The sequence below is a fragment of the Plantactinospora solaniradicis genome (genome assembly GCF_042658085.1).
In the GTDB taxonomy this organism is placed as follows: Bacteria; Actinomycetota; Actinomycetes; order Mycobacteriales; family Micromonosporaceae; genus Plantactinospora; species Plantactinospora solaniradicis.
The window spans coordinates 112,225-125,714 of sequence record NZ_JBHSPR010000037.1 but is presented as its reverse complement, the minus strand read 5'-3'; the positions used below and the strand labels follow the sequence as shown (position 1 = coordinate 125,714).

Sequence of the window (13,490 nt, the reverse complement as noted above, 5' to 3'; positions counted from 1 at the left end):
GGCGCGACTCAGTCGGAGCCCTCCAGGTCGCCCTCGATCTGAAGGTACGTCTCCCGTAGCGCGTCCATCGTGGCCGGATCCGGCTTGGCCCACAGTCCCCGGTCGGCCGCCTCGGAGAGCCGTTCGATGATGTTCCGCAGTGCCCACGGGTTGGACCGGCGCAGGAACTCCTGGTTCTCCGGGTCCAGCGCGTACGCCTGGGCCAACTGCTCGTACATCCAGTCGCCGACCACCCCGGCGGTGGCGTCGTACCCGAAGAGGTAGTCGACGGTCGCGGCCAGCTCGAACGCTCCCTTGTAGCCGTGCCGGCGCATCGCGGAGAGCCAGCGTGGGTTGACCACCCGGGCCCGGAACACCCGGGCGGTCTCCTCGGTCAACGAGCGGGTCCGGATCGCGTCCGGAGTGGTGCTGTCCCCGATGTACGCCCGGGGCGCCTGGCCGGTCAGCGCCCGCACCGTTGCGATCATGCCGCCGTGGTACTGGAAGTAGTCGTCCGAGTCGGCGATGTCGTGTTCCCGGGTGTCGGTGTTCTTCGCCGCCACGGTGATCCGCCGGTACGCGCTCTCCATGTCCTCCCGGGCAGGCCGACCGTCCAGCCCCCGGCCGTACGCGAAGCCGCCCCAGACCGTGTAGACCTCGGCGAGATCGGCGTCGTCCCGCCAGTTCCCGCTGTCGATCAGCGGCAGCAGACCGGCACCGTACGCGCCCGGCTTCGAGCCGAAGATCCGGCTGGTGGCCCGTCGCTCGTCGCCGTGCCGGGCGGTGTCGGCGCGGGCGTGCGCCCGCAGGAAGTTCTGCTCGTCCGGCTCGTCGAGCGCCGCGACCGCCCGGACCGCGTCGTCGAGCAGCAGCACCACGTGCGGGAACGCGTCCCGGAAGAAGCCACTGATCCGGACGGTCACGTCGATGCGCGGCCGGCCCAGCTCGGCGAGCGGGATGATCTCGAACCCGCTCACCCGGCGGGACGCCTCGTCCCAGGTGGGCGCGACACCGATCAGCGCCAGCACCTCGGCGACGTCGTCCCCGGCGGTACGCATCGCCGAGGTTCCCCAGGCGGACAACCCGACCGAACGCGGCCAGTCCCCGGTGTCCTGCCGGTACCGCTCGACCAGCGAGGTCGCCATCGCCTGCCCGGTGGCGTACGCGAGCCGGCTCGGGATCGCCTTCGGATCGACGGTGTAGAAGTTGCGGCCGGTCGGGAGGACGTTGACCAGGCCGCGCAGCGGTGACCCGCTCGGCCCGGCCGGAACGTAACCGCCGTCGAGGGCGTGCACGATGTGGCTGATCTCGTCGGTGGTGCGGGCCAGCCGGGGTACGACCTCGGTCGCGGCGAACTCCAGCACCGGCCGTACGGCTCCCGCCCGGGGATCGCCGTCGCCGAGGACGTCGGAGAGCACCGCCGGTACGGCTTCCAGCGACCAGCCGTGCGCCTCCATCGCCTCGACCAGGGACCGGGCCACCGCCTCGGCCCGGTCGACGGTGGCGCTCTGCTCGTCGCCGGACTCGCTCAACCCCAGCGCGGCGCGCAGGCCGTCGACCGCACCCGCCTGCCCGCCCCAGACCTGTCGGGCCCGCAGGATCGCCAGCACCAGGTTCACCCGGGCCTCGCCGGCCGGCGGCTCACCCAGCACGTGCAGGCCGTCGCGGATCTGCGCGTCCTTGACCTCGCAGAGCCAGCCGTCCACGTGCAGCAGGAACTCGTCGAACTCGGCGTCGTGCGGGCGCTGGTCCAGGCCCAGGTCGTGGTCGAGCCGGGCCGCCTGGATCAGCGTCCAGATCTGGCCCCGGATCGCCGGCAGCTTGGCCGGGTCCATGGCGGCGATGTTGGCGTACTCGTCGAGCAGTTGCTCCAGCCGGGCGATGTCGCCGTAGCTCTCCGCGCGGGCCATCGGCGGCACCAGGTGGTCCACGATGACCGCGTGCGCCCGGCGCTTGGCCTGGGCTCCCTCGCCGGGGTCGTTGACCAGGAACGGATAGATCAGCGGCAGCGAGCCGAGCACGGCGTCCGGCCCGCAGGCGGCGGAGAGTCCGACGGTCTTGCCGGGCAGCCACTCCAGCGAGCCGTGCTTGCCGAGGTGCACCACGGCGTCGGCACCGAACTCCTCGTCCAGCCACCGGTACGCGGCCAGGTAGTGGTGGGTCGGCGGCAGGTCCGGATCGTGGTAGATCGCCACCGGGTTCTCGCCGAAGCCACGCGGCGGTTGGATCATGATGATCACGTTGCCGGCCCGCAGGCAGGCCAGCACGATCTCCCCCTCGGGATCGGCCGAGGTGTCGACGTAGAGCTGACCCGGCGGCGGCCCCCAGTGCTCGACCATCGCCTTCCGCAGCTCGGCCGGCAGCGCGTCGAACCACCGCCGGTAGCTGCGCAGCGGCACCCGTACCGGGTTGGCGGCGAGCTGTTCCTCGGTGAGGAACTCCTGGTCCTGGCCACCCGCCGCGATCAGGGCGTGGATCAGCCGGTCACCGTCGGGCAGTTCGCTGTCCGGGGCGGGCGCCAGGCCGGGCAGCGCGTCCGGACCGTCGACCGGCCCGAGGTCGTAACCGAGGTCGCGCAGCGTCCGCAGCAGGCGTACGGCGCTGGCCGGGGTGTCCAGCCCGACGGCGTTGCCGACCCGGGCGTGCTTGGTCGGGTACGCCGAGAGGACCAGCGCCAGCCGGCGCTGCTCCGGTGGGGTGTGCCGGAGCCGACCGAGCCGGACGGCGGTCCCGGCCACCCGGGCCGCCCGCTCCGGGTCGGCGACGTACCGGGGCAGCCCGTCGGCGTCGGTCTCCTTGAACGAGAACGGCACGGTGATCAGTCGCCCGTCGAACTCGGGCACCGCGACCTGCGTCGCCGCGTCCAGCGGGGAGACCCCGTCGTCGCTGTCCGACCAGGTCTGCCGGGACGAGGTCAGGCAGAGCGCCTGGAGGATCGGTACGTCCAGCGCGGCCAGCGCGCCGACGTCCCAAGCCTGCTCCGAGCCACCGGCAGCGGCGTCCGCCGGCCGGGTACCCCCGGCCGCGAGCACCGTGACCAGCAGGGCATCGGCCGCGCCGAGCGCCGCCAGCAGCTCCGGCTCGGGGGTACGCAGGCTGGCGCAGAAGATCGGCAGGGCCTGGCCCCCGGCGTCCTCGACGGCGGCGGCGAGCGCGTCGACGAACCCGACGTTTCCGCTCAACTGGTGGGCCCGGTAGTAGAGGATGCCGACCACCGGCCCCGACGTCGTACGCGGGGTCCGGGGATGGACGCCCCAGCCCGGCTGCTCGACGGGCGAGTTGAAGCCGTGGCCGGTCAGCAGCACCGTGTCGGAGAGGAAGCCGTGCAGCTCACCCAGGTTGTCCGGCCCACCCTGGGCCAGGTACGCGTGCGCCTGTGCGGCGATGCCGGCCGGCACCGTGGACCGGGCCATCAGGTCCGCGTCCGGCGCCTGCTCGCCGCCGAGCGCCACCACCGGTAGGGAGCCGGCGCGCAGTGCCGTCAGGCCCTCCTCCCACATCCGGTAGCCGCCGAGGATGCGTACCACCACTAGGTCGACCCCGGCCACCAGGTCGGGCAGGTCGGCGAGGTCGAGCCGGGCCGGGTTCGCCAGCCGGTAGGTCGCGCCGCTGGCTCGGGCGGAAAGGAGGTCCGTGTCCGAAGTCGACAGCAGGAGAATGGTGGTGGCAGCGTCCGCCGCAGACATGGGTGACTCCTCCTCGGGTCCGCGCCCGTGGTCGTAATTTGTCGTGCGGTGATCCGGAGTGTCTGGCTCCCGAGCCGAATCCCCAGCTCGGTGACAGTGGCGGGACCGCCCCGGACTCGCACCGGGTTCCTCCGGGATCGCCGCGTGATGCTTCTCTCGGGCCGGCAGGCGCCGAGGACCCTGACTCTACGATGAGCCCGTGTCCGTCCCCGTCACCCCGTCCCCGCGATCGCCGGAGGACCGCTGTCCCGGCGCGTTGCGGGCACACCAGGCGGCCGACGGGTTGCTGGTCCGGGTACGGCTGCCCGGCGGCCAGCTCCGCCCCGCCCAACTGCGGGTACTCGCCGACGTCGCCACTACCGACGGTGACGGGACGCTGGAGTTGACCTCCCGGGCCAACCTCCAGATCCGGGGCCTCGCCGACGACGACGCGGTACGCCGGGCCGCCGAACGGATCGCCACCGCCGGTCTGCTGCCGGCCCCCACCCACGAGCGCGTCCGTAACGTGCTCGCCTCACCGCTGAGCGGTCGCGACGGGGGCGGCCGGCTCGACGTACGCCCGCTGGTGCGGGACCTCGACGCGGCGTTGCGGGCCGCCGCCGACCTGGCGTCGCTCAGCGGCCGTTTCCTGTTCGCCCTCGACGACGGCCGGTACGACGTCGCCGCCCTCGGTGCCGACCTGTGCTGGGTCGCCGGCGAGGACACGCTCCGGCTCGCCGGCACCGACACGGGTCTGCGGGCCGGTCCGGAGACTGCGGTCGAGCTGCTGATCGAGGCCGCCCGGGCCTTCCTGCGGGTCCGCGGTGACCGCCGTGACCTGTGGCGACTGGCGGACCTGCCGGACGGGCCGGCCCAGGTGACCGCCGCGCTCGGCCGCCCGGTCCCGGCGTCCGACGCAGCGTCACCGCAGGCTGGCGAGGCGCCGGCAGCGGTGGGCGGGGAGGCGGCGCCGACGGTGGGAGTCCGCCCGGACGGCCTGGTGGTGGCCGGAGTCCGGCTGGGACGGCTGACCGCCACCCAGGCCGGCGTGCTGGCCGAACTCGCCGGTACGGACGAGATCATCATCACCCCGTGGCGCAGCGTCGTGCTCGACTCCGCGCGACCGGATACCGTCGGCCGCCTGGTCACGGCCGGGCTGCTGGTCGAGCCGTCCTCGCCGTGGCTGGGCGTCACCGCCTGCACCGGTCGCCCCGGTTGCGCCAGCGCCCTCGCCGACGTCCGGCAGGACCTGACGGACGCCCTGGCCGAGTCGTGCAGCCGGTCCGTGGCCCGGAGCGCGCACGGCGCGACGGGTGCCGAGGTGCCGGCGGCGGTGGATGGGCGGACGCTTCCGGTGCACGTCGTCGGCTGTGACCGGTGCTGCGGGCGTCCGGCCGGGCCCGCCGTGCTGGCCGTGGCCACCGGGTCCGGATACCGCATCGAGGCAGTCGGGCGCAGTTGGATCGGCACTCCGTCGGCCGCACTGGTCGCACGGGCAGAAAGGCAACCGTGAGCTACGAATACATCCGCGACGGTGCGGAGATCTACCGACAGTCGTTCGCGACGATCCGGGCCGAGGCCGACCTCTCCGCGCTGCCACCGGACATCGCGCAGGTGGCCGTCCGGATGATCCACGCCTGCGGCTGCGTGGACCTGGTCGGCGACATCGAGGCCAGTCCCGACCTGGTCACCGCCGGCCGTACGGCGTTGCGGAGCGGCGCGCCGATCCTCTGTGACGCGGCGATGGTCGCCTCCGGCATCACCCGGGCCCGGCTGCCCAGCGGCAACCAGGTGCTCTGCTCGCTGCGCGATCCCGCCGTACCCGGCCTGGCCCAGCGGCTCGGCACGACGCGGAGCGCCGCCGCGCTGGAGCTGTGGCGGGATCGGCTGGCCGGTGCCGTGGTGGCGATCGGCAACGCCCCTACCGCGCTGTTCCGGCTGCTGGAGATGATCGACGAGGGTGCCGCCCGTCCGGCGGCGATCATCGGTGTTCCGGTGGGCTTCATCGGGGCGGCCGAGTCGAAGCGGGCCCTGGCCGCACACGATGCCGGCATTCCGTACCTGGTGGTGCACGGTCGACGGGGCGGCAGCGCGATGACCGCCGCCGCGGTCAACGCCATCGCGAACGAGGTCGAATGAACAGCCACGCGGAACCGGGCACGCTCCGGGGGGTCGGCGTCGGACCGGGCGACCCCGAACTGCTGACCGTCAAGGCGGCCCGGGTGATCGCCGCCGCCGACGTCGTCGCCTACTACTCGGCCCGGCACGGCCGCAGCATCGCCCGTTCCATCGCCGCGCCGTACCTGACGGACGGCCAGGTGCTGGAGCCGCTGGTGTACCCGGTCACCACCGAGACCACCGACCATCCGGGCGGCTACGAGGGGGCCATCACCGAGTTCTACGACGCCAGCGCGGAACGGCTCGCCGGACACCTGTCGGCCGGGCGGGACGTGGTGGTGCTCTGCGCCGGAGACCCGATGTTCTACGGCTCGTACATGTACCTGCACGAACGACTGGCACACCGGTTTCCCGCCGAGGTGGTGCCGGGGGTCACCTCGATCAGCGCCGCCACCGCCGTCCTGGGCCGGCCACTGGTCGAGCGGGACGAGGTGCTCACCGTGCTGCCCGGAACCCTGCCCGCCGACGAACTGACCCGCCGGCTGGCCGACACCGACGCCGCCGCCGTGCTCAAGCTGGGACGCACCTTTCCCCAGGTACGCGCGGCGTTCACCGACGCCGGACGGCTCGACGACGCCTGGTACGTCGAGCGGGCCACCACCGGGACCGGGCGGGAGCTGCCGCTGGCCGAGGTGGATCCGGACGGGGTGCCGTACTTCTCCCTGGCGGTGCTGACCAGTCCGACGGGCGCGGCCGTGGCGGCGGGTGTCTCGGGATCGGCTGGCATCGCCGGTTCGGCCGGTGTGGACGCGGCGGCCGGCACCGACGGGTCGGCGGGTGTCGATGCCGAGCGACCGGCGGGCGAGGTGACCGTCGTCGGGCTCGGTCCCGCCGGGACGAAGTGGCTCACCCCGGAAACCGCGCAGGCGCTCCGCGAGGCGGAACATCTCGTGGGCTACGCCCCGTACGTCGACCGGGTGCCGCACCGTCCCGGCCAGCACCGGCACACCTCGGGGAACCAGGTCGAGATCGATCGGGCCCGGCACGCGCTGGAACTCGCCCTGGCCGGCGCGCGGGTGGCAGTGGTCTCCTCCGGGGACCCCGGAGTCTTCGCCATGGCCACGGCGGTGCTGGAGGTGGCCACCACCGACGAGCGGTTCGGCTCGGTCCCGGTACGGGTCCTGCCGGGCCTGACCGCGGCGCAGGCGGCGGCGAGTCGGATCGGCGCACCGCTCGGCCACGACTTCGCGGTGCTCTCGCTCTCCGACCGGCTCAAGCCGTGGGCGGTGATCGAACAGCGGCTGGCCGGTGCCGCCGCCGCAGACCTGGTCCTGGCGCTCTACAACCCCGCGTCCGCGAGCCGCCGGTGGCAGGTGGCGGCGGCCCGGGACGTCCTGCTGCGGCACCGGTCGGCGGAGACTCCCGTGGTCATCGCCCGGGACGTCGGCCGGCCGGGGGAGCGGGTGACCGTCGTGGAACTGTCCAAACTAGACCCGGAAGAGGTGGACATGCGCTGCCTGTTGATCGTCGGCTCGTCGACCACCCGACTGGACCGGCGCGCGGACGGCTCGACCGTGGTCTGGACGCCCAGGACGTACCCGGGCTGATCCTCACCGGTGGGCGGTGGTGCCACCGCTGGGCAGTGCGGTCTCCAGCCAGGCCAGCGCCGCGCCGATCTCCGACACCTTCGCCGGTACGGCCACCGCCGACGGCCGGTCGACCATCACCACGGGCAGGCCGAGGTCACGGGCGGCGGTGAGCTTCGCCCTGGTGTACGAGCCGCCGCTGTCCTTGGTGACCAGTACGTCGATCCGGTTCGCCGTCATGAGCGCCGTCTCCGCCGCCACCTGGTACGGGCCACGGTCCCGGATCACCGAGACGTTGCCGGGCAGCGGCGTCTGCGGTTCGTCGACGACGCGGACGAGCAGCCAGGTGTCCCGCAGCGGAAGGAAGGCGTCCAGTCCCTGCCGGCCGGTGGTGACGAAGGCCCGACCACCCAGCCGGGGCACCAGATCCGCCGCTGCGGCGAGGTGCGGCACCCGGTGCCACCGGTCCCCGGGCCCGCTCGTCCAGCCGGGACGCTCCAACCGCAGGTGTGGCGCCCCGGTCGCCTCCGCCGCCCGGACCGCCGAGGACCTGATCCGTTCCGCGTACGGGTGGGTCGCGTCGATCAGCGCGTCGACCCGGTGTTCGACCAGCCATCGGGTGAGGCCGTCCACGCCACCGAACCCGCCGATCCGGACTTCGCCGACCGGCAGCCGGGGATTGGCGACCCGACCGGCCAGTGAGGAGACCACGACGGTGTCGGGGCGGCCGACCAGGGCGGCGGCAAGTTCTCTCGCCTCGGCCGTGCCCCCGAGCAGCAGCACACGGGTCGTCACGGCGCGACGGTAGCGGCCGCGTGGAGGGGCGACAAGCGCGCCCACCCGCCGGTGACCTCCGACACCATGCTCTCCGCCACGCCCTCGGACCGCGCGGCGGGAACCCCCGGGCAGCATTCGGTCGGGACGCCGTCCGGTTGACCGCAGGGTACGGCGCCGATACCGTCAACTCGCCATCTGCGGCGTCGCGAGGGAAGCCGGTGAGAATCCGGAGCGGTCGCGCCACTGTGAGCGGTCCCGACGTAACTCGGGCCCGCGAGCCAGGACGCTCGGTCGTCGCAGCCTGTCGAAGGGGACGCGTCATCCCCAAGGAGGTTCTACCGCGCATGTCCAGCTCTAGCTCTACTCCGGCCCGTACCCTGGCCCACCCCGCGATCTCCGCCCGCCTGCTCTGGCTGGCACTCGCCGTCGTCGCCGTTCTCTCGCTGCTGACCTACCTGGTCGCGTTCGACCAGGGCGCCGTCTCCCAGAGCGGCATGTACCTGCACGAGCTGATGCACGACGGCCGGCACCTCCTCGGCGTTCCCTGCCACTGACCGCCGCGTACCCGGTGCCGAGCTTCCTGTCCGTACTACTGCGTGGCCTGCTCGCAGGCCTGGTCGCCGGTCTGATCGCCGGGACCTTCGCCTACTTCGCCGGTGAACCGCGGATCGACGCGGCGATCGCCATCGAGGAACAGGCGACCCACGCCGAGCCCACCACGGGCGAGGACCACCACGAGGACGAACTGGTCAGCCGGGACGGCCAACGTGCCGGCCTGTTCCTGGCCACCGGACTGTTCGGCGTCGCCATGGGCGGTCTGCTGGCCACGGCGTACGTCCTGCTGCGCCGCCGGCTGCGTACCCGGGACGACGGCCGGGCGGCGCTGCTGATGGCCGGCGGCGCGCTGCTCGGCGCGGTGGTCGTACCGTTCCTGAAGTATCCGGCGAATCCACCGGCGGTCGGCAACCCCGACACCATCAACCAGCGGACCGGCAGCTATCTGCTGCTGGTGGTGCTCGGTCTGGTGGCCGTCTGGGCCGGCGCCCTCGGCTACCGGGCGCTGCGGCCGGGCGCGCCGGACTGGCAGCGCGCGGCGGCGGCGGTCGGCGGGTTCCTGCTCGTCACGGCGGTCGCCTACATCGTGCTGCCGTCGTTCCACGAGGTGCCGGACGACTTCCCGGCCACCCTGCTGTGGAACTTCCGGCTGGCCTCCCTCGGCACCCAGGTGGTGCTCTGGACCGGCATCGGGCTGCTGTTCGCGGCGCTGTTGGATTGGAGCGGCCGGGATCGGCGTCCGGCCACCGAGCGGTCGGCCGGCGGCGGAGCGACGGACACCGACGAGGCGAGGGACGGCGTCGACGCCCCCGCCCGACCGTGAGTGTGACCGCGACCAGCCTCCTATTGGTCGCGCACGCCCACACCGCCGCGATCCGGCGCGCGGTCTTCGGCGGCGGCGCCGAACCCCTGGACGAGGGGGGCAGCCGGGCCGCTCTCGCACTCGCGCCGGCCAGCCCGGACGGCAGAGGGCTGCTCGGGCGGATCGACGTCTGCCTGAGCACCCCGGCGGTGGCGGGATTGCAGACCGCGTACGCGCTGGGTCTGCAACCCACCCTGGAACCGGCGCTGGCCGACTGCGACTACGGGCGCTGGACCGGGCAGCCTCTCGACGAGGTTGCCGACTGGGAGCCTGACGCGGTACGGAGCTGGCTGACCGAGCCGGACGCGGCACCGCACGGCGGCGAGTCGGTCAGCGCGCTCCTGCACCGGGTCGGCGGCTGGCTCGACGGGCAGGCCGACCGGGGCGGGCGGATCGGCGCGGTAACCCATCCGGTGGTGATCCGCGCCGTGCTGGTCCGGGCACTGCGGCTGCCGCCGACGGTCTTCTGGCAACTGGACGTGGCGCCCCTGGCGGTCGTACGCCTGACCGGGCGCGGGTCGCGCTGGCAACTCCATCTGACCGCGCCCGCCGCTACGACGAGTTGAACTCTCCCGCTCCCGGGTAGCACCCGCTATCCGGAGCGTCCCCGGCGCCGGGCGGCCAGGCCACGGAGCCGCAGTACGACGAAGACACCGGTCGCGACCAGGACCAGTACGACCGCCCCGATCAGGTATCCGGTGTTGTCCAGCCCCCACCCTGATCGTCGGGTCTCGCCGCCGGCCTCGCCGCTCGCGGCTGGGGTGGGGGTCGCAGGCACCGTTTCGGTGGGGGTGGCTGTCGACGGTGCCGGACCGGCCCCGGCCGCCGGGTTGTAGCGCAGGATGACCGGCTTCGTGGCGGGGGAGTCCTCGTCGGTTTCCGAGACGGTCAGCAGCGTCTTTCCGTCGGCGCTGTAGGTGATCGACTCGCCCTGGGGCTCGTCGGGCAGCGGGGTGACCCGGGGAACCCCGTTGGTGATGGCGCCGGCCACGTCGCCGCCGGTGACGTCGAACTCGAAGGCATCGGCGTAGGTGCGCAGCACGACCCGGCTGCCGTCCGGCGCGAGCGCGGCACCGGTGACGAGACGCGTGCCGAAGCCGTAGAACGGGTTGCTGGTGGTGCTCCTCGGCAGGGTGAACTCGCCGACCTTGTGCATCGGTACGGTTGCGCCCGCGCGCAGTGCGCTGGTCGGCGCGTACAGGCCCGGCGTGCCGGAATCCTTGGTGACGATGATCGGTGTGCCGTCGCCGGACAGCAGGAACGCCTCGGCGTCGTGCGGACCGTCCGGGTAGTTGAGCCGGTGGAGTACCGGTGAGCGCCCGTTCGGGGAGAGCTTCCACAGCGCGACGTTCTCCCGGGCCCGGTCGTTGTCGCCGATGTCGGCGACCCAGACCGTGCCGTCCGGGGCTCGGGCCAGATCCTCTGTGTCACGCGGCCGGGAGGGGTAGGAGACGGCTCGGGTCACCGCGCAGGCGCGGTCGAGGAAGAAGATCCGTCGGTTGCGCTCCCGGTCGGAGCCATCGTTGATCACGATGTAGCCGTTGGCGGTGGCCACCATTCCCGATATCTCCGGCAGCCGCTTGTCGCTGATCTCGCAGATCGGGGTGGCGGCACGGGCGGCCGTCGACGTCGTAGACAGGTCCGGAGCGGCCGCATGGGCTGCCGTGCCGCCGGCCGCGAGTACCAGCACCGCGGCCGCCGCCGGGACCGACAGGCTCCGCATCGGCTAAGTGTGGCACGGCGGAGACGTCCGGTAGGCCCGGTCCGGTTTGCCCGGGGTGCACGGTGATGGGCGAGTGGATTGAGTTGGTCGAGGATTCTGGGAAAGACTGGTGGCCGATCGGCGGACACGACGACGCGAGGGGCAGCATGCTGAAGGTCATCGGCGCGGGTTTCGGGCGTACGGGCACCAAGTCGACCAAGGAAGCCCTAGAACTGCTCGGTTTCGGGCCCTGCCACCACATGAGCGAGCTGTTCGCGCAGCCGGCGCGCATCCGGGACTGGCTGCGCGTCGCGCAGGGCGAGCCGGCGGACTGGGACGTGTTGCTCGGTGGCTACCGCTCGGCGGTGGACTGGCCCAGCGCGGCGTACTGGCGGGAGCTGATTCAGGTCTACCCCGACGCCAGGGTGCTGCTGACCGTACGCGACCCGGACCGCTGGTACGACAGCGTCTGCAACACCATCTACCAGGGCCGGTCCTTCGATCCGGAGAACCTGCCGCCCGGCCTGCGGCAGGCGGTTGAGGCCCAACCGGAGTTGCGGGACCAGCCGAGGTTGGTGGAGACGCTCATCTGGCAGGGGATCTTCGACGGCCGGTTCGACGATCGGGCGTACGCCCTGCGCGTCTACACGGACCACATCGCGGAGGTACGGGCCACCGTACCGGCCGACCGGCTGCTGGAATTCGACCCGGCACAGGGCTGGGAGCCGCTCTGCGATTTCCTCGGCGTCGAGGTGCCGGACGCGCCGTTCCCGCTGCTCAACACGACGGCCGCGTTCCGGCGGCAAATCGAGGAACCGGCCGGCCTGCGGCGCGAACCCTGAGCGCGGCCCGTCGAGGCGGGTGTCAACGGACCAGTTGCCGGGGTCAGCGCACAGCGATGCGCTCCCTGATTGTCGTCCGGGCCTGGCTACACGTGATCCGGCTGCCCGCCTACGCCCCCGACCTCAACCCCACCGAGCAGGTGTGGTCGCACCTCAAACGCGGCATCGACAACCTCGCCGTCACCGGCGTCGACCAGATCCTCGCGATCGTCCGCAACCGGCTCAGGCGCATCCAGTACCGACCCGACCTGGTCGACGGCTTCCTGGCCCACACGGGCCTGACCCTCGAACCCGACGCAACCTAGCATTCAAGATCGGTAGCGTCGCACAGGAGGAGGACTTTGGACGGTGGAGAAGATGATTGACCGGCGTATCGAGGACGCGGTGTCGGCACTGCGGGCCGGGTCCGTCACGGACGGCGCTAGGGACGTGCTGGAACAGGTGGCCCGGACGTTGTGCCGACCGGCGCGATGACGCGGTCGATGCTGCGGGAGAACCGGTGATCCAAACCTTTGAGCTCGCCAAACACTACGGCCACGTGCGGGCGGTCGACGGCATCAGCTTCACGGCGCATCCCGGCCGAGTCACCGGGTTCCTGGGGCTCAACGGGTCCGGGAAGACGACAACTCTGCGGATGCTGCTCGGCCTGATCCGCCCGACGTCCGGCCGCGCGTTGATTAACAACAAGCGGTTCCAGGATCTCCGGCGCCCGCTGCGGGAGATCGGCGCTGTCCTCGAGCAGGGCATTAGCCACCCAGGGCAGACGGGTCGGGCGCACCTCGTCGCCCAGGCGATCCTCGCCGGAGCCGGCCGAGGCCGGGTGGACGACCTGCTGGACCAAGTCGGCCTCACCGACGCGGCGGATCGGCGCAGCGGCGGCTACTCGTTGGGCATGCGGCAGCGCTTGGCGGTGGCGACCGCCCTGCTTGGCGACCCACCGGTACTGGTGCTCGACGAACCAGCAAACGGCCTCGACCCGGAGGGCATCGCGTGGCTCCGGCTGCTGCTGCGCGATCACGCCCTGCGTGGCGGGACGGTGCTCATCTCCAGCCACCTACTGGCCGAACTGGCTCAGCTCATTGACGATGTGGTGATCGTCGCCAAAGGCCAGATCAGGTGCGCCGCCCCGCTGGCCAGCCTCTACGGCGCCGCAGCCCAGCGGCTGCGGGTGCGCGGTCGTGACCAACGGCGGCTGTGGCAGGTCTTCGAGAGCGTCGGAGGACGGGTGACGAGAAAAGGTGACGCCTTGGAGGTGGTGGGTCTGACCCCGGAGGACGCCGGTGAGATCGCCTTCGGCGCCCGAGTGCCGCTCTACGAGCTGACCGTGGACACCCCGAACCTGGAACAGATCTTTCTCGACCTGGCGGCCGTCTGATGGTGGCGTTGGTGCGTAGCGAGCTCTAC

12 protein-coding genes and 2 riboswitches are annotated in these 13,490 nt (G+C 72.6%); of the genes, 9 read left to right on the top strand and 3 right to left on the bottom strand.

Annotation, left to right across the window (positions count from 1 at the left end; genetic code table 11):
• Positions 1–8 precede the first annotated feature (8 nt).
• Entirely contained in the window at positions 9–3,665 is a 3,657-nt protein-coding gene (cobN, locus tag ACFP2T_RS32060; protein ID WP_377428381.1) for a cobaltochelatase subunit CobN, read from the bottom strand.
• Between the two features lie 56 nt (positions 3,666–3,721).
• Positions 3,722–3,797: riboswitch (cobalamin riboswitch) on the bottom strand.
• 67 nt (positions 3,798–3,864) lie between these two features.
• Here cobN and ACFP2T_RS32055 point away from each other — a divergent pair.
• The 3 genes from ACFP2T_RS32055 to ACFP2T_RS32045 are packed head-to-tail and all read left to right on the top strand — an operon-like array spanning position 3,865 to position 7,369.
• Positions 3,865–5,157 (top strand): precorrin-3B synthase, encoded by a 1,293-nt coding sequence (locus ACFP2T_RS32055; RefSeq protein ID WP_377428379.1) that lies wholly within the window; start codon positions 3,865–3,867, stop codon positions 5,155–5,157.
• Positions 5,154–5,783, top strand: a complete 630-nt coding sequence (locus ACFP2T_RS32050; protein ID WP_377428377.1) for a precorrin-8X methylmutase — start codon at positions 5,154–5,156, stop codon at positions 5,781–5,783. The genes ACFP2T_RS32055 and ACFP2T_RS32050 overlap by 4 nt, the downstream gene beginning before the upstream one ends.
• On the top strand, positions 5,780–7,369 hold the full coding sequence (locus ACFP2T_RS32045; RefSeq protein ID WP_377428375.1) for a precorrin-2 C(20)-methyltransferase: 1,590 nt from the start codon (positions 5,780–5,782) through the stop codon (positions 7,367–7,369). The genes ACFP2T_RS32050 and ACFP2T_RS32045 overlap by 4 nt, the downstream gene beginning before the upstream one ends.
• A gap of 3 nt (positions 7,370–7,372) precedes the next feature.
• On the opposite strand, the gene ACFP2T_RS32040 is transcribed toward ACFP2T_RS32045, so the two are convergent.
• Positions 7,373–8,143, bottom strand: a complete 771-nt coding sequence (locus ACFP2T_RS32040) for a cobalt-precorrin-6A reductase (RefSeq protein WP_377428373.1) — start codon at positions 8,141–8,143, stop codon at positions 7,373–7,375.
• Positions 8,144–8,283: 140 nt separating this feature from the next.
• A riboswitch (cobalamin riboswitch) is annotated at positions 8,284–8,435 on the top strand.
• A gap of 34 nt (positions 8,436–8,469) precedes the next feature.
• Between ACFP2T_RS32040 and ACFP2T_RS32035 the strand changes: the two genes are divergently transcribed.
• From ACFP2T_RS32035 to ACFP2T_RS32025, 3 genes are read left to right on the top strand one after another with little or no spacing between them, the layout of a single operon-like run.
• The gene (locus ACFP2T_RS32035; protein WP_377428372.1) at positions 8,470–8,679 is read left to right on the top strand and encodes a CbtB domain-containing protein; all 210 of its coding nucleotides are present in this window, start codon (positions 8,470–8,472) and stop codon (positions 8,677–8,679) included.
• A gap of 14 nt (positions 8,680–8,693) precedes the next feature.
• Positions 8,694–9,503: a CbtA family protein gene (locus ACFP2T_RS32030; RefSeq protein ID WP_377428370.1), complete on the top strand. Its 810-nt coding sequence runs from the start codon at positions 8,694–8,696 to the stop codon at positions 9,501–9,503.
• Between the two features lie 2 nt (positions 9,504–9,505).
• A complete protein-coding gene (locus ACFP2T_RS32025; protein ID WP_377428368.1) occupies positions 9,506–10,108 on the top strand; it encodes a histidine phosphatase family protein in 603 nt (200 codons plus the stop codon).
• Between the two features lie 26 nt (positions 10,109–10,134).
• Here the strand turns inward: ACFP2T_RS32025 and ACFP2T_RS32020 are convergent, their stop codons facing one another.
• Positions 10,135–11,265, bottom strand: a complete 1,131-nt coding sequence (locus tag ACFP2T_RS32020; protein WP_377428366.1) for a hypothetical protein — start codon at positions 11,263–11,265, stop codon at positions 10,135–10,137.
• A gap of 65 nt (positions 11,266–11,330) precedes the next feature.
• On the opposite strand from ACFP2T_RS32020, the gene ACFP2T_RS32015 reads away from it, so the two are divergent.
• From ACFP2T_RS32015 to ACFP2T_RS32005, 3 genes are all read left to right on the top strand, one after another.
• Positions 11,331–12,086 (top strand): sulfotransferase family protein, encoded by a 756-nt coding sequence (locus tag ACFP2T_RS32015; protein ID WP_377428364.1) that lies wholly within the window; start codon positions 11,331–11,333, stop codon positions 12,084–12,086.
• A 56-nt stretch (positions 12,087–12,142) separates the two neighbouring features.
• Positions 12,143–12,391, top strand: a complete 249-nt coding sequence (locus ACFP2T_RS32010; protein WP_377428362.1) for a transposase — start codon at positions 12,143–12,145, stop codon at positions 12,389–12,391.
• Between the two features lie 194 nt (positions 12,392–12,585).
• Positions 12,586–13,461, top strand: coding sequence for an ATP-binding cassette domain-containing protein (locus ACFP2T_RS32005; protein WP_377428360.1), 876 nt, complete (start codon positions 12,586–12,588; stop codon positions 13,459–13,461).
• Positions 13,462–13,490: the final 29 nt, after the last annotated feature.

Coding starts and splice junctions, on each gene's coding strand:
- cobN (WP_377428381.1), bottom strand. CDS start 3,665: ATGTCTGCGGCGGACGCTGCCACCACCATTCTCCTGCTGTCGACTTCG.
- ACFP2T_RS32045 (WP_377428375.1), top strand. CDS start 5,780: ATGAACAGCCACGCGGAACCGGGCACGCTCCGGGGGGTCGGCGTCGGA.
- ACFP2T_RS32015 (WP_377428364.1), top strand. CDS start 11,331: ATGGGCGAGTGGATTGAGTTGGTCGAGGATTCTGGGAAAGACTGGTGG.
- ACFP2T_RS32035 (WP_377428372.1), top strand. CDS start 8,470: ATGTCCAGCTCTAGCTCTACTCCGGCCCGTACCCTGGCCCACCCCGCG.
- ACFP2T_RS32010 (WP_377428362.1), top strand. CDS start 12,143: ATGCGCTCCCTGATTGTCGTCCGGGCCTGGCTACACGTGATCCGGCTG.
- ACFP2T_RS32020 (WP_377428366.1), bottom strand. CDS start 11,265: ATGCGGAGCCTGTCGGTCCCGGCGGCGGCCGCGGTGCTGGTACTCGCG.